General features: G+C 64.8%; 13 protein-coding genes. 7 read left to right on the top strand and 6 right to left on the bottom strand.

Annotated features, from left to right (window positions below; genetic code table 11):
• Positions 1-81 precede the first annotated feature (81 nt).
• From HV711_RS25310 to HV711_RS25285, 6 genes are all read right to left on the bottom strand, one after another.
• Positions 82-2907, bottom strand: a complete 2826-nt coding sequence (locus tag HV711_RS25310; protein ID WP_035477539.1) for an ATP-binding protein — start codon at positions 2905-2907, stop codon at positions 82-84.
• Positions 2904-4037: a substrate-binding domain-containing protein gene (locus HV711_RS25305; RefSeq protein ID WP_035477536.1), complete on the bottom strand. Its 1134-nt coding sequence runs from the start codon at positions 4035-4037 to the stop codon at positions 2904-2906. The genes HV711_RS25310 and HV711_RS25305 overlap by 4 nt, the downstream gene beginning before the upstream one ends.
• 195 nt (positions 4038-4232) lie before the next feature.
• Positions 4233-5417, bottom strand: coding sequence for a TIGR03118 family protein (locus HV711_RS25300; protein ID WP_035477534.1), 1185 nt, complete (start codon positions 5415-5417; stop codon positions 4233-4235).
• A 226-nt stretch (positions 5418-5643) separates the two neighbouring features.
• Positions 5644-5982 (bottom strand): hypothetical protein, encoded by a 339-nt coding sequence (locus tag HV711_RS25295; protein ID WP_013590984.1) that lies wholly within the window; start codon positions 5980-5982, stop codon positions 5644-5646.
• Between the two features lie 67 nt (positions 5983-6049).
• Positions 6050-6517: a PRC-barrel domain-containing protein gene (locus HV711_RS25290; RefSeq protein WP_028359627.1), complete on the bottom strand. Its 468-nt coding sequence runs from the start codon at positions 6515-6517 to the stop codon at positions 6050-6052.
• 193 nt (positions 6518-6710) lie between these two features.
• Positions 6711-7613, bottom strand: coding sequence for a LysR family transcriptional regulator (locus HV711_RS25285; protein WP_035477532.1), 903 nt, complete (start codon positions 7611-7613; stop codon positions 6711-6713).
• 92 nt (positions 7614-7705) lie between these two features.
• Here HV711_RS25285 and HV711_RS25280 point away from each other — a divergent pair, with 92 nt between their 5' ends.
• The 7 genes from HV711_RS25280 (at position 7706) to nikC (ending at position 15210) form a co-directional block, all read left to right on the top strand.
• The gene (locus HV711_RS25280) at positions 7706-8977 is read left to right on the top strand and encodes an MFS transporter (RefSeq protein ID WP_035477531.1); all 1272 of its coding nucleotides are present in this window, start codon (positions 7706-7708) and stop codon (positions 8975-8977) included.
• Between the two features lie 32 nt (positions 8978-9009).
• Entirely contained in the window at positions 9010-9888 is an 879-nt protein-coding gene (locus HV711_RS25275) for an alpha/beta fold hydrolase (RefSeq protein ID WP_035477529.1), read from the top strand.
• A 134-nt stretch (positions 9889-10022) separates the two neighbouring features.
• Positions 10023-10901 carry a sap1 transcriptional regulator SapR gene (sapR, locus tag HV711_RS25270; protein WP_028359623.1) on the top strand — a complete coding sequence of 293 codons (879 nt, stop codon included), beginning with the start codon at positions 10023-10025 and terminating at the stop codon, positions 10899-10901.
• A gap of 5 nt (positions 10902-10906) precedes the next feature.
• Positions 10907-11473, top strand: coding sequence for a D-alanyl-D-alanine dipeptidase (ddpX, locus tag HV711_RS25265; protein WP_035477528.1), 567 nt, complete (start codon positions 10907-10909; stop codon positions 11471-11473).
• A 64-nt stretch (positions 11474-11537) separates the two neighbouring features.
• Positions 11538-13145 carry an ABC transporter substrate-binding protein gene (locus HV711_RS25260; protein WP_035477527.1) on the top strand — a complete coding sequence of 536 codons (1608 nt, stop codon included), beginning with the start codon at positions 11538-11540 and terminating at the stop codon, positions 13143-13145.
• Between the two features lie 21 nt (positions 13146-13166).
• The gene (locus tag HV711_RS25255) at positions 13167-14237 is read left to right on the top strand and encodes an ABC transporter permease (protein ID WP_035477526.1); all 1071 of its coding nucleotides are present in this window, start codon (positions 13167-13169) and stop codon (positions 14235-14237) included.
• A 58-nt stretch (positions 14238-14295) separates the two neighbouring features.
• Complete coding sequence (gene nikC / locus HV711_RS25250) at positions 14296-15210, top strand: nickel transporter permease (RefSeq protein ID WP_014972431.1); 915 nt, start codon at positions 14296-14298, stop codon at positions 15208-15210.

The following is a 15210-nucleotide window of genomic DNA, read 5'->3' as shown; positions in this document are numbered from 1 at the left end:
ACTTTGCCGTTTGACGCATAGTGGCCCCTCGCCGGTCAAACGGGAATTGCAATTTTTTGAACGATTGATGTCGTATGGTTATCAATCGGCGCCGCGCGCGTCCCGATACTGCTCGACGAAACTGACGATTGCCTGAGACCGGTAATGCTTCGCCAGCTGGCACAGGTGGTCGGCGAAAGGACGATAGCGTTCGTCGAGCTCGGTCAGGTGCTCGGTATGCTGGACGATGGCGCGCATGTCGCCGAGCCGCGCGAGGTAGTGCAGCGCCTCCATCTCCTCATGGGGCGGCACGATGAAGTTGTCCATGGAGGAACCCGCGATACGTATAGCCGGTTCGCGTGCCTCGGGCCGCGTGTCGTCGCTCCATTCGAGGTTCAGCAGCACCGCGATCTGCGAGAGCAGCACGCTCAGATCAACCGGTTTGGACAGCATGGCGTTCGCACCGGCGGCGAGGCTTTTCGCGGCATCGCTGCCCGAGGCGCCCGCGGAGACCGCGACGATGGGCAAGCGCGCGAACTCCGGCATGGCGCGCAGGCGCCGCGTGGCTTCCAGCCCGTCCATGCCGGGCATGACCACATCCATGAGGATGAGCGACGGACGCAGCGCCTCTGCTTTCTGCAACGCCTCCAGTCCGTTGCCCGCTTCCGCCATCTCGAAGCCGAGCGGCGCGAGCATATCGACCATCACGGCACGATTCGCCGCGACGTCATCGACGACAAGGATCGTCTTGCGCGGCCCGTGGTAGCCGCTTGCCGTCCATTCGAGCGGCACGTCGGCGGCCTCACGCGCCACCGCCGGGACATCCAGTTCGAACCGGAAGATGCTCCCCCCACCGCGGCGGCTCTCGACGTGAATCTCGCCGCCCATCAGGCGCACGAGCTGCCGGCTGATGGCGAGCCCGAGCCCCGTGCCGCCCACGCGGTGCCGCGCGTCGCTCACCTGCTCGAAAGGCCGGAAAATCGTCTCCCGATGCGCTTCCTCGATGCCGATTCCAGTGTCCTGCACTTCGAAACGCAGCCGCGTCGGCGGCGTCCAGTCGACGCGCAGACACACGCTGCCCGTCTCGGTAAATTTGATTGCATTGGAGAGCAGGTTGAGCAGCACCTGGCGTAGCCGCTTTTCGTCGACGCGCACGGCCGCGGGCAACCCGGGCGCCATGTCGCACGAGAAGGCGAGGCCCTTTTCCGTCGCCTTCAGGCGGATGGTCCCGGCGATAAAGTAGATGAAGCGCTCGAGCAGCACATCGGAAAGGTAGAGGTCCACCTTGCCCGCCTCGATTTTCGCCATGTCGAGAATATCGTTGATAATCGCCAGCAGATGTTCGCCGCTGCGCTGGATCACCGCTATTCCGTCCGCCTGGCGCTGCTCCAGGTTCTTGTCGCGCCTGAGTATTTGCGCGTAGCCGAGAATCCCGTTCAACGGCGTGCGCAGCTCGTGGCTCATGTGCGCGAGAAAATCGCTCTTGGCCTGGTTCGCCGCATCGGCGTGTTCCTTCGCGACGGCGAGCTCGGCGGTGCGCTCGCGGATCATGTCTTCGAGGTGCTCGCGATAGCGCCGCAGTTCATCTTCGGCACGCCTTTGCTCGGTAATGTCGCGTGAAATGCCGAGCAGGAACTGCGGCTCGCCGCGCACGTCGACGATCGGAATCTTCATGGTGTGCAAAAGGCGCACACCATAACGGGTGTGCACCGGCTCGTCCGGCACGTCCACCAGTTGCTGCGACTTCAGCACGTCGCGATCCTTCAGCGCATAAAACTCGGCCTCGCTCGGCGGAAACAGATCGTGGACGGACTTGCCGATGAGTTCCTCGCGCCGGTAGCCGAGCAGCTGCTCGCCCGCCTTGTTAAAGCGGACGAAGCGCAGCGTCGCCGCGTCTTTCACGAAAATGGTGTCGGGAATGTTCTCGATGATGCTGTCGAGAAAGTGTTCGCTCGCGCGTGCGGCCTCTTCCGCGTGCTGCCGCTCGACGATCTCGGCCGTGAGGCCCGCGAGCGCCGTGCTCAGCTCCGCCGTGCGCTGCGTGACACGCGCCTCCAGTTCCGCGTTGAGTTCCTTCAGTGCCTGCTCGGCCTGCCTGCGCTGGCGCCGGTCTTCGAGAAACTGTTCGACCGCGCGCGCCATGTCGGCAATCTCGTCGCCGCCGCGCACGGGCACCCCGGCTTGCGCGCTGTCGACGTCACCGTGCCGCAGGAAGTGACTGACCCGCCGCAGCCGTCCAACCACATGGCGGCCGAGAAAGGCATGAGCGATCAGCCAGGCGAGCAGCAGGCTCACCGCCACTTCGCCGGTCACCCATTTTCGGGTGCGGTCGGCATTGTCGGCGAGGTCCTGCACCGCCTGACGATAGTCGCGCGTGAAGTAATCCGCCTGCTGGCGCGCCGCGGCGGCGAGCGCGTCGGCCTGGCGGCGCAGATCGTCCTCGAGGCTTCCCGACGCCGGCGACCCGCGAGCCTCGTGCGCGGCCCCCGGCGTGCTTCCCGCGCGCAGCGCGGTCTCGCGGAGCTGCGCCTCGATATTGACCGTGTTGCGAAAGCGCTGACTGGAGCGATGCAACGCGAGCGCGTCGACACTCACGCCTTCGCTCGTCGTCGCGGCGGCGAGCCGGTCCACCAGGCGGTCGAAAGTGGCGAGCTCCTCAATCACATGCCGATGCGTTTCGCGCACCACGTCCACGGTCTCGCCACTGGACAACTGCAACGCGAGGCGTTCGATCATCAGCGTGAGCTGCGCCAGGTTGTGCGCATCCTCCTGGCGCGCGAGCCGCTCTTCGGCCAATTGGCGGACGGCGTGGGCCGAGCTTCCCAGCGAATAAAGCGTGGTCGCGCCGACCGCGACCACCAGCGCGGCGAGGCAGGAAACCACCAGCGCAAACTGCGCGGTAAGCGACTGTGGAAGCGGAAGTTTCACGGGCGTTGCCAGATGTGGCGATAGATGTCGCGATAGCCGTTGGCCGGGTCATAGATCAGACGATCGCCGCCGTCCGCGGTAATGTTCTCCGCGGTCACGAGATGCACGGGCACTACGTAACCCGTCACGCCGCCGCCGGCAAGGAGCCGGTTCATCTCGTCGACCAGTTGCCAGCCGTGCAGATTGAGCGGCTCGGCGACCGTGCCGGTCTGGAAGGTGCTCGTGCGGATCCGCAGGAAGGCGGACTCGCTGCCGTCGCCGGCCGACAGCATCGCCAAGCCCGCGTTCGGCATGCCGGCCTGGGTCAGTACCGGCGCGGCGTAGTCGAAATAGATGTCGTTGACGGCGAGCGCGTAGGTCCAGCGCTTGCCGTACTGCGCGAGCAAGGCGCGGGTGGTGGCCGGCATCAGCTCCTGGCTGCGCGAAATCGGCACGTCGCGCATGTCGAGCAGTGTGCAGCCGCTGCACTCGCGCACGACGGCGGCCATTTCGTCCGCCTTGGCTTGCGCGATCCGGAAGTTGGAGTCGGTGAAGATGACGACGCCGGCACGTCCACCCGACTGGACGATCGCCGCGAGCGCGGTCACGCGCGCGACTTCGACGGGATCCGTCGCCACGTTCATCGCGAGAGGGGTGTCGGGCACGGGTCCGGCCTGGGCCGCCACATGCCAGCCGACGACCGGAATGTTGCGCTCGGCAAATGGGCGCAGGCCGGACAACAGGGCGCGCGCGTCGCTGCCCACGAGGATCATGCCGTCCGGGCGGCTGGCGAGTGCATTCGCCAGCATCTTGAGGCGCAGGTCGGGCGTGCCGGCGGAGTCGAAAATCTTGACGCCCCAGCCGATCACTTTGGCCGCCTCGAGCACTCCGTCGACCACACCGACAATGCCGCCGTTGCGCAGGTCCTCGGCGACGACGGCAATATGCTTGCCGGCCTGCGCGCGCGGCCCGTCGCGCGGTCCGTTCCAGGGCGCCCCCGGTTGCGCCGCCGCATTGACGACGCGCTTGGCCTCGGCCAGGAAGTCGGTTGCGGCGACGGTGCTGGCGGGCACGGCGGCAGTCGGCATACCCTGCGCCGCAGCAACCGACAGCAGACACGCGCACTCCCATGCCAGAAGCCAGCCCCTCATGCCGTTCCCCTAGGGCCTCGCCGGGGTTCCATGACCGCCATTGACGATGTACCCAAATGCCGCGCGCAGGTGGATCCTGCGCATTTGATAGTACACCGCTATGCCTGCGTCGTAATGTCAGGCTTCCCACGCTTTGGCGACGACGCCGCGCCGCATTCGCCGGCCGCGCGGCGGCTGCTTCCCGCGCGCCGGGCGCTACATGCCGATGCTCGCCCCACCGCTGGAACTGGTGCCGGTGCCGGAGCCCGTGCTCGTGCTCGTGCCTGTGCCGGCACTCGATGTCGCGTTCAGATCGATTCTTCCATATACGCCGTTGGCTTCGTCGTTCGGGCCCCCCGCGAAGAAAAGCGTGCTGGAGGGCTGGCTGTCAAGATCATTGCCGAACGCAATGCCCCATAAGCCGTGTTCCACAATCGGGCTGCCGTTCGATCCATTGAGCCGTCCCATCGACTGTCCGCTCGTCGCATTGAACGCGTTGATCGTGCCGTCGCCGAAATTGCCGATCAGGACCGCGCCGCTCAGCGAGCCGAAGTTGGCAGGCGCCACCGCCATGCCCCACGGCGCGTTAAGCGGGCCGCCGGCCGCGAAGTGCTGCTTGAGGTGGCCCGCGCTGTCGTAGACGTCGACCATGCCGAGGCCCGCGCCCGCGACATCGTCGTGTTTGGCGGCGTCCTGCTTCGCGTACGTGACGAACAGATTCTGGTCGATCGCCTGAATGCCGAATGGCGCGAAGCCGGCGGGAATCGCCGGATCCGTGAAGGCGCCCGGCATGGCGACCTTGGCAAACGATGTATTGAAGACGTCGATCTTGTTGTTATGGAAGTCCGTCGCGTAGAGGAAGTTGCCGTTGTTCATGGTAGCGATGGCGAGACCTTTGTAGACCGCGCCGCCCGCCCCATCGTCATACATGACGAACGCATTGGTCGGACCGACGGCGGGCGCCCACGCGGTCAAGGTGCCGCCTTCGCCCGCGAAGATGAACGCTGCGAGTCCCGACTTGCCGTTTTCCGTGACCACGAAGCTTTGTGTGCCGTTGAAGACAATGCCCGTCGGCGATGCCGGACCGTTCCTGCCGTCGGGTATTGTGACGACGAGCGATTGCGGCACGCCATTGCCGTCATAGAGCGTTGCGACGTTAGTGCCGTTGTCCGCCACCCAGGCAAAACCTTTTGGATTGAAAGCGACGCCCCAGGGGTTTTTCAGATTTGCGTCGGTGTGGGCAGCGGGCACGGCGCCGTCGGAGACGAGGGCCGTCGCGGTGAACGTCGACTGGATCGGCGAGTTGACGCTGTTCGAACCGGAACCGCCACCGCAGGAGACCAGCGCCGCGATGGCCGCGCCGCACGCTGCGACGCCGAATACATCAAGTAGAGACTTCATGACCGCACTCCTCGTTCTGCCACAGAAGCTGACGGTCAATGAACGAGGGGCGCAGGAAGTTTATTCCGGTGAAAAGGGCTTATTTCGCGGGCTATCGTAGGCGGTATCGCCCGCGCGATCGCGTGTCTGAGCCCGCGAGCAGTCAAGCGGCACACCTTGTGCAATCCTCACGAATTGCGAACAAGGCGTGTCGCCCGATGGTATGGCGCGGCGCTGCCGCGGCCGCTCACTGTGCAGTCGAAGCAGCGGTGTCCGATGCGCCCTTGGCATGCGCGCCGTTTTGCGGCATGCGTGTCGGCGCAGCATGTTTGGACTTGCCGCTTTTCATCGTGGATGTAGAGCCACTCGTGCCGCCCATGTTGGGCGCACTCATGCCTGCACCGCCCTGCCCCGCGCCGTTCGCTCCGTTCACGCCGGCTCCGCCCGCGCCGACGCTCGTGCCGCCGCTGCCGCTACCACCGCCGCCGCTGGAACCACCGCCGCCGCCCGCACCCTGCGCGAACGCCGTGCCGACCAACGCGAGTGCGCATGCAGAAGCCAGCACTGCTTTCTTTACCCTCTTCATCGTTGCCTCCCTCGATAAGACAAACGCCGGCCATGCTGTGCGCAGGCCGGCGTTCGTGATGAACAACTCAGATATCTCCCGGCGGCACATCTGCCACGCCGCCCGTCGTCGACCAGTACGGATCGCGGTTGTAGTACTGATGGAGCGTCGTGCCCCACGACGCATCGGCCATGGAAGGCCAGTGGTCCTTGTCGAAGCCGGGGTCGTCCTTGATGCGCTGGGCGTCGATGCTCACGCGGAAACACTTGGCGTCGGTGTCGAGCGTAAGCGCATTCCACGGTATGGCGTGCAGGTTCGCGCCCATGCCGAGAAAGCCGCCTTCGGACAGCACCGCATAGGCGATCCTGCCGCTGCGCACGTCGAGCATGATGTCCGAAATCTTGCCGACGTCTTCTCCGTCCGCTGAAATGACCTGGGTGTCGTCGAGCGTCGCCGCGGCCATGACTTCCGGTCCGGGGCCTTCTCCGGTGCCCGTGCCGACGATGTCCGCACCGCCGGTGCCGGACGCAGTGCCTTGCGGGTTCAATATACTCATGATGTCCTCCACATGTACTTGTGTGGAGGTTGATCCGCAACGACTATGCCCGCCGTTCAGACACGGCACTCCGTGACGCGGCGCGCGAAAGCGCCGGGCGACAGCGCGCAGACCGCGTAAGGATTGCTCATGATCCGAACGACTTTGCGCGACCTGTTAAGGCATCCGGCTCGTATCGGTCCGGTCCGCCGCGCTACAGCGCAACGCTTTCGAGCCGTGCCGCGAGAAACTCCACGAACAGACGCGTGCGCGCCGGCAGGCGCCGCGTGGGCAGCCAGAGCGCCTGCAACGGCAGCGGCGACAGTTCGTAGTCGGTCAGGATCAGTTCCACGCGGCGCTGCTGCACGAGCTCGCCGATCTGCCAATACGCGGCCCGGCCAATGCCGAGACCGCTCGCGACCGCATCGTTGATGGCAGCCGTGCTGTTGCTTTCGAAGCGCCCGCGCACCTGCACCGCTTCCTCCATGCCGCGTTTGCTGCGATAACGCCACAGCGACGCCTCCGGCAAAGCCGAGCGCACCACGCAATCGTGCTGCTTCAGATCCGCCGGCCGCAGCGGACGCCCGCGCGCCTCCAGATAAGCCGGCGAAGCGAACGTCACGCGGCGAATCGTGCCGAGCCGACGCGCAATCAGATTCGAGTCGGGCGTCTCGCCAATGCGAATGGTGACGTCTGCGCCGCTCACCGCCGGGTCGTCGTACTCCTCCGACAAATCAAGCGACGCCGTGAGTTGCGGATAACGCGCAAGAAACGCCGCAAGAAGCGGCGCGAGATAGCGCGGACCGAAGAGCGTGGGACCGCAAATGCGCAAGCGCCCCGTCACCGTCGTCGCATACTCGGCGAGTTCGGCGCGCGCCATGGCCAGATCGGCCAGCACCTGCTTGATGCGCGTGTAGAACTGCTCGCCCGCCGTGGTCAGCCGGCACTGGCGTGTGGTGCGCGCGACGAGCAGGGTTCCCGCCTCGCGCTCCAGCACCTGCAGCGAACGGCTCACCGCCTGCAGCGATCGGTCGAGCCGCCGCGCCGCTGCGGTCAAATTGCCTTCTTCGGCAATCGCGACAAAAACTTCCAGGTCACGCAGCGATCCATTATCCATTTTTCCGGGAGAAAGAGTCATTTTTCGCCCTGATTATCTATCAGACAGGCGCGAGTAGGATACGGAACATCGTCCTCACGGAGCACCCGCGCATGTCACAACACGATTCGGGCAGCGCCGCCGCTGCCAGGCCCGCAACGGTCGCCGCGCGCCCTTATGCGATTGCCGTCGGCATCGCGGTGCTCGGTTTGTACGCGTCGCAGGCGCTCGTGAACGATCTCGCCACGTCGGTCGGACTCGGCGCGTGGGCCAACCTCGTGACGATGCTCACGCTGACCGGCTATGCCGCCGGTCTGCTGCTCCTCGTGCCGCTCGTCGACCTGTGGCCGAACCGGCGGCTCATTATGGGCACGCTCGGCGCGCAGGTAATGTCGCTCGCGGTGCTCGCGGCGGCGCGCGAGCCGGTGGTCTTCCTCGCTGCGTCGTTTTGCGTCGGGCTGACGTCGAGCGCGATCCAGATGCTCGTGCCGGTCGTTGCGTCGCAGGCGCCGGAGGCCGAGCGCGGTCGCGTGGTCGGCGACGTGATGAGCGGGCTCATGCTCGGCGTGCTGCTGTCGCGGCCGGCGGCCAGCCTGATCGCCGGCGCATTCGGATGGCGCAGCTACTATGCAATCGACGCCGCCGCGCTCGCCGCGATGTCGGCGTGGCTGGGGACGCATCTGCCGGAGCGGCGTCCGCTTCACCAGAGTTCGTATGCCGCGCTGCTCGGCTCGCTGCTGCATCTGATCCGCGACGAACCGGTCCTGCGCCGCCGCGCGCTGTATCAAGGCCTGCTGATGGTGTCGTTCAACCTCTTCTGGACGAGCGTGGCGCTCAAGCTCGCGAGTGCGCCGCTGCGGCTCGGCCACGTCGGCATCGGCCTTTTCGCGCTGGCCGGCGCGGGCAGCACCGTCATCGCGCCGGTGGCGGGCCGACTCGGCGACCGCGGCCTCGACCGGCAAGCCACCCTCGCCTTTCACAGTATCGTCGTGCTGGCGGCGGGCATCGCGCTCGTCGGCGGCAGCAACGGCTTGTCGCCTGCGGCGTCGCTTACGCTGCTCGTGGTCGCGGCGCTGCTGCTCGACCTCGGCGTAATCGGCGATCAGGCGATGGGGCGACGCGCCGTCAATTTGCTCAACCCGCAAGCGCGTGGCCGCGTGAACGGACTCTTCACCGGTTTGTTTTTCGTCGGCAGCGCCCTCGGCGCACTGCTCGCGGGGCCGGCGTGGGCGCTCGGCCATTGGGCAGGCATCTGCATCGCCGCCGCCGCCTTCGCGCTGGCCGCCAACCTGCTGCATGTCGTGCACACCACGGCGCCGGCGCGCCCGCCGTGCACGTCGTGCCGATCACGAACGGCCTCGTCCGCCGCCGAGCCGCGGCCCTGAACACACCGCTTCCAACGTGAGGAAAACCGACCATGGACGCCACCCGCTCTACCTTCCGCTATCCGACTGTCAACGTCGGAGGCGTCGACATCTTCTATCGCGAGGCCGGCCCGAAAGACGCGCCGACCGTTCTGCTGCTGCACGGCTTTCCGTCGTCTTCGCGGATGTATGAACCGCTCATGCCGTTTCTCGCGCCGGAGTTTCATGTCGTCGCGCCCGACTATCCGGGCTTCGGCAACAGCGAGGCGCCCGCGCCCGAACGCTACGCCTATACATTCGACAATCTCGCGCGCTCCATCGAACAGTTCACCGACGCGCTCAAGCTCGACCGCTATGTCCTCTTCATGGCCGACTATGGCGGTCCGGTCGGCTTCCGGCTCGCCATGGCGCGGCCCGAACAGGTGATGGGTATCGTGATCCAGAACGCTGTCGCGCATGAAGAAGGACTCGGGCCGCTGTGGGAAACGCGCAAGGCGTTCTGGAAGGACCGCGCGGAGCATGAAGCGAGTCTCTGGGCCAACCTCGCCTCGCCGGCTGCATTGAAACTGCGCCACGTGGGCAGGAGTCCCAACCCGCACCACTACGATCCGGACAACTGGCGCGACGAGGAACAGTTTCTCGCGCGGCCCGGGCAGGCGGCCATTCAGACGGAGCTCTTCTACGATTACCGCACCAATCTGCAGTCGTATCCGCGCTGGCAGGCCTGGCTGCGCGAGCATCGGACGCCCACGCTCGTGACCTGGGGCAGATACGACCCTTCGTTTACCGTGGCCGGCGCACACGCCTATCAGCGCGACGTTCCGGACGCCGAAGTACATGTGCTGGACGCCGGCCACTTCGCCCTGGAAGAAGCCAGCGACGAGATCGCCGCCCTGACGCTCGATTTTGTGCGGCGCGTGGCGGCGCGGTGAATGCGACCGCACACATGAACCTATGCCTATTGAATTGCCCGCCCCGATAAAAAAATTAATGTAGCGCTCGCTTTATTGTCCTTGTCAGATAGCTACCAACGCACGACCCCATGACAGATAAATAACGAACGCCGATGCCCACTGCGTTTACCGATACGGTCCAGCAGAGTTTTACAACGCTCACGCCGACGGCCAAGCGCATCGCCACGTATATGCTCGCGAATCTGGACCGCCTCGGGCTTGAAACCGCGGACCAGATTGCGCGGCAAACAGGCACGAGTGGCATTTCGGTGGGGCGCTTTCTGCGTAGCATCGGCTATCGCAATCTGGACGATCTGAAGCGCGAGTTGCGCGGTAGCCAAACGCGACCGTGGTTCATTACCGACCGCCTCGACGCGTATCGCAGCGAGCGCGACGCGGGCGGCCCAGAGCGCACGAGTCGGCAACGGGCGGCACGCGCACGGTCTCTGGATCTGGAAATCGAGGCCGTGCGATACGTCTATCGCCTCGCAGAAAGCGAAGCGTTTGAACGCGTGGCAAAGCGCGTCGCCGCGGCGGACGCCGTGTATATCGTCGGCATTCAATCGACGCGCGGCATTTCGAACGCGTTCTTCAGCTACCTCGAATACTTGCGGCCGCGCGTGTTCTATTCCGACGGCATGTCGGGTTCGTATGTCGATTCATTGAACTCCGAGTTCGCCTCGCCGTATCTGATCGTCACCGACACGCGCGCCTATTCGCGTATCGCGCGCCGCTATTGCGAGGCCGCGGCGCAGCGCGAGCTCGCCTTTGCGCTCGTCACCGATCTTTACTGCCCGTGGGCACGCGACTTCCATTGCGATCTGCTGCAAGTGAAGACCGACGTCGGCCAGTTCTGGGACTCGCTCGCGCCGCTCACCTGTCTCTTCAATCTCCTGCTGACCTCGATCGTGGAGCGCCTCGGCCCGGCCATCGACGAGCGCGTTGCCCGCAATCGCGAACTGCAGCGAGAACTTGACCAATTCGAATTCTGATCGCCATGACCGCTACTTCTCGCCTGGTCCACATCACGCCCGACACGCATCGCGTGGACATCGACCTCGTTTATGCGACGCCGCGCAACTTCACCGGCAAGCCGATTTATCGCGAAGCGCACTGCCTGCTGCTGGAACCCGCCGAATCCGCCTTGCGCAAAGCCGTCGATCTCGCGGACAGCGTCGGCCTGCGCTTGCGCATTTTCGACGCCTACCGGCCGCCGCAAGCGCAACAGGTGCTGTGGGACTTTCTGCCCGACCCGACTTACATCGCCGAACTGGGCCGCGGCTCGAACCATAGCCGGGGCACGGCCGTCGACCTCACGCTGATAGACGGCGACAGCGAACCGCTCGACATGGGCACAGGTTTCGACGAGATGGTGAAGGCATCCGAGCACTTTCACCATGGCCTGCCGCAAGACGTGCAGCGCAATCGCCTGCTGCTGCTCGGCATCATGCATGCAGCAGGTTTTACGCACATTGCCAGCGAATGGTGGCACTACGAACTACCCGGCTCGCGCGCGCTGCCCGTGATCGACAACAGCGAAAGCGGCCCGTTGAAATTGATGTGATCGGATCCTGATGGGTTCCTGGCTGTCCGTTTGCAGGTTGTCTTCCTTTACATTCGGAGCAAGTATGAATCTGGTTTTGCGCAATGCGCTGGCAGCAGTCGCGGTCGTGTCCGCGCTGACCTTTTCCGTCACGATGACAGGCAGCGCGCTCGCCGCGACGCCGAAAGACATGCTTGTCATTGCCACGACGCTCGACGAATTCTCGACGCTCGATCCCGGCGAAGTCTACGAACTCGTGCCCGAAGAATATGTGGCGAACACCTATGACCGCCTCGTGCGCGTGGACCTGAAAGACCCGTCGAAATTCAACGGCGATGTCGCGCAATCGTGGAGCGTGAGCCCAGACGGACTCACGTTCACCTTCAAGATCCGCTCGGGCCTCAAGTTCCATTCCGGCAATCCGCTCTCGGCCGACGACGTCGCATGGTCGATACAGCGTTGTGTGCTGCTCGACAAAGGCGCCGCCGCCGTGCTGCAAGGCATTGGCCTCACCAAGGACAATGCGCTGCAGAAAGTCCGCAAGATCGACGACTCCACGGTCAGCATTACGACCGATCAGAAATATGCGCCCACATTCGTGCTGAATGTGCTCGGCGCGTGGCCCGCCTCGGTGCTCGACAAGAAGCTGCTGATGTCGCACCAGAAGGGCAATGACTTCGGCAATGAATGGCTGCGCACGAACGAGGCCGGCTCGGGTGCCTACAAGCTCGTCAAATGGACCGCCAACGACAGCCTGATTCTGCAGAAATATGACGATTACCGCATGCCGCTCGCGATGAAACGCATCGTGCTGCGCCACGTGCCCGAGGCGTCGAGCCAACGCTTGCTACTTGAAAACGGCGACGCCGACGTAGCGCGCAACCTGAGCCCCGACGACCTTGCGGCCTTGACGAAGGCGAACAAGGCGCACGTAAACGCCGTGCCGCAAGCCACCTTGCTGTACCTCGGCCTGAACGTCAAGAATCCTAATCTTGCGAAGCCGGAAGTACAGGAAGCGATGAAGTGGCTGATCGATTACAACGGCATTCAGACGAATGTCGTGAAGACGACCTACAAGGTTCATCAGACGTTCTTGCCCGAAGGCTTTCTCGGCGCACTTAACAGCAACCCGTATCATCAGGACGTTGCCAAGGCGAAAGCGCTGCTGGCCAAGGCGGGTTTGCCCAACGGCTTCAGCGTGACCATGGACGTGCGCAGCGCCTATCCGTACAACGAGATCGCCCAGGCGGTGCAGGCCAATCTGGCGCAAGGCGGCATCAAGGTCGAGATCGTTCCGGGCGACAACAAGCAGACGCTCGCGAAGTATCGCGCGCGCCAGCATGACATCTATATCGGCGAATGGTCCGCCGACTATATCGACCCGCACAGCAACGCGCAGGGCTTCGCGTGGAATCCGGACAACTCCGACAAGTCCTCCTACAAGATGCTCGCATGGCGCAATTCGTGGGACATTCCTGATCTCACGAAAGAGACCAACGCCGCGCTTGCCGAGTCGTCCACCACGAAGCGCGCGGAGCTTTATCAGACGATGCAAAAGGAAATGCTTGCGCGTTCGCCGTTCGTCATCATGTTCCAGCAGGTCTCGCAGGTCGCCATGCGGCCAGGCGTGTCCGGGCTCGAAGTCGGCCCGATCAACGACCTGGTTTCGTATCTGCACGTGAAAAAGCAGTAAGCGTCTCGCGGCGCGCTGACCATGTCGACCATTCCGACTCCTATCGACCGCATTCGTGCAGCGTCCGCGCGGCGCGCCAGCGTGCGCTGGACGCTGCGCGTGCTGCGCTGGGTGCTGACGCTCGCCGTGACCTTCATCGGACTGCTTGCGGTAACCTTCGTCATCGGTCGCAAGGTGCCGATCGATCCCGTGCTCGCGATACTCGGCGATCGCGCTTCGGCAAGCGCCTATGCGGCCGCGCGCGTGCAGCTCGGTCTCGACAAGCCGCTTGCCGAGCAATTCCTGATTTATGTGAATGCGGTATTGCACGGCGACCTGGGCGTCTCGCTGCTCACGGCTAATCCGGTGCTCGACGACATCCGGCGCGTCTTTCCAGCCACGCTCGAGCTGGCCACGCTGGCGACCATCGGCGGCGTGCTGGTCGGCGTGCCGCTCGGCGTCGTCGCCGCCACGCGCCACAACCGCTGGATCGATCACGTGGCGCGCTTCGTGGGACTGATCGGCAGTTCCGTGCCTGTGTTCTGGCTCGGTCTGATGGGGCTGTTGCTGTTCTATGCGAAGCTGCATTGGGTGTCGGGGCCCGGCAGGCTGGACCCCGTGTTCGACGGCATGGTGGACTCGCGCACGGGGAGCCTGCTCCTCGATTCGCTGATGGCCGGCGAATGGGATGTGTTCTTCAATGCGCTCTCGCATATCGCGCTGCCCGCCACGATACTCGGCTATTACTCGGTCGCGTATCTGAGCCGGATGACGCGCTCGTTCATGCTCGATCAGTTGAATCAGGAGTACATCACGACGGCGCGCGCGAAGGGCGTTCCCGAGCGACGCGTGGTGTGGGTGCACGCGTTCGGCAATATCGCCGTGCCGCTGCTGACGGTGATCGCGCTCTCATATAGCTACCTGCTGGAAGGCTCTGTGCTGACCGAGATCGTGTTCGCGTGGCCGGGCATCGGCTCGTATCTGACGGGCGCGCTGCTCAACGCCGACATGAACGCCGTGCTCGGCAGCACGCTCGTAATCGGCGCCACTTTTATCGCGTTGAATCTGCTGACCGACGCGCTCTATCGCGTGTTCGATCCGCGCGCCCGCTGATGCAACGGAGACTATTCACGTGCGCCCTCCTCTTGAACGTTCGACGCAGGACTGGCCGATGAACGCCCCGCGTCCCACGTGGAAAGCGTGGCTGCTCACGGGCACGCCCGCGTCGCGCAAGCAGGCCGCGCTGGGCCTCGCCTATCGACGCTGGCGGCGGTTCGCGGGCAATCCGCTTTCCGTGTTCGGCTTTGCGATTCTGCTGGTGCTTGTGATCGTCGCGGCGATCGGACCGTGGATCGCGCCGCACGACCCGCTGCGTCAGGTGCTGTCGGACCGGCTGCTGCCGCCCGGCTCCGCTTCGCACTGGCTCGGCACCGACCAGCTCGGGCGCGATATTCTCTCGCGCATCATCTACGGTTCGCGCCTTACGCTGTCGATAGCGATACTCGTGGTCGTCGTGGTGGTGCCGATCGGCCTCATGATAGGCACCACCGCGGGCTTCTTCGGCGGCTGGGTCGATAACGTGCTGATGCGCATCACCGACATCGCGCTCGCCTTTCCGAAGATCGTGCTCGCGCTCGCCTTCGCCGCGGCGCTGGGACCGGGCGTGATCAATGCCGTCATCGCCATCTCCATCACCGCGTGGCCCGCGTACGCCCGTCTTGCGCGTGCCGAGACCTTGCGGCTCGTGCAGGCCGACTTCATCCAGGTTGCGCGTCTGCAAGGCGCGTCGAATCTGCGCATTTTGCTGCGCTATGTAATGCCGCTCTGCATGTCGTCGGTGATCGTGCGGGCTACGCTCGACATGGCCGGCATCATTCTGACCGTCGCCGGTCTCGGCTTTCTTGGGCTCGGCGCACAACCGCCGAGTCCCGAATGGGGCTTCATGGTCGCTTCCGGCCGCAACGTGCTGCTCGATTCGTGGTGGGTCGCCACACTTCCGGGCTTTGCGATTCTGCTCGTGAGCCTCGCGTTCAACCTGCTCGGCGACGGATTGCGCGACGTGTTCGATCCGCGCCATGGAGACTGA

The organism is Paraburkholderia phenoliruptrix, from assembly GCF_902859825.1.
Classification (GTDB): domain Bacteria; phylum Pseudomonadota; class Gammaproteobacteria; order Burkholderiales; family Burkholderiaceae; genus Paraburkholderia; species Paraburkholderia phenoliruptrix.
Note: the sequence above shows the minus strand (reverse complement) of the source record. Positions and strands in the feature narration are given on the sequence as shown.

Excerpts from the sequence above, each read along its gene's own strand:
- HV711_RS25305 (WP_035477536.1), bottom strand. The coding sequence starts at position 4,037 with ATGAGGGGCTGGCTTCTGGCATGGGAGTGCGCGTGTCTGCTGTCGGTT.
- HV711_RS25300 (WP_035477534.1), bottom strand. The coding sequence starts at position 5,417 with ATGAAGTCTCTACTTGATGTATTCGGCGTCGCAGCGTGCGGCGCGGCC.
- HV711_RS25295 (WP_013590984.1), bottom strand. The coding sequence starts at position 5,982 with ATGAAGAGGGTAAAGAAAGCAGTGCTGGCTTCTGCATGCGCACTCGCG.
- HV711_RS25290 (WP_028359627.1), bottom strand. The coding sequence starts at position 6,517 with ATGAGTATATTGAACCCGCAAGGCACTGCGTCCGGCACCGGCGGTGCG.
- HV711_RS25285 (WP_035477532.1), bottom strand. The coding sequence starts at position 7,613 with ATGGATAATGGATCGCTGCGTGACCTGGAAGTTTTTGTCGCGATTGCC.
- HV711_RS25280 (WP_035477531.1), top strand. The coding sequence starts at position 7,706 with ATGTCACAACACGATTCGGGCAGCGCCGCCGCTGCCAGGCCCGCAACG.
- HV711_RS25275 (WP_035477529.1), top strand. The coding sequence starts at position 9,010 with ATGGACGCCACCCGCTCTACCTTCCGCTATCCGACTGTCAACGTCGGA.
- sapR (WP_028359623.1), top strand. The coding sequence starts at position 10,023 with ATGCCCACTGCGTTTACCGATACGGTCCAGCAGAGTTTTACAACGCTC.
- ddpX (WP_035477528.1), top strand. The coding sequence starts at position 10,907 with ATGACCGCTACTTCTCGCCTGGTCCACATCACGCCCGACACGCATCGC.
- HV711_RS25260 (WP_035477527.1), top strand. The coding sequence starts at position 11,538 with ATGAATCTGGTTTTGCGCAATGCGCTGGCAGCAGTCGCGGTCGTGTCC.
- HV711_RS25255 (WP_035477526.1), top strand. The coding sequence starts at position 13,167 with ATGTCGACCATTCCGACTCCTATCGACCGCATTCGTGCAGCGTCCGCG.
- nikC (WP_014972431.1), top strand. The coding sequence starts at position 14,296 with ATGAACGCCCCGCGTCCCACGTGGAAAGCGTGGCTGCTCACGGGCACG.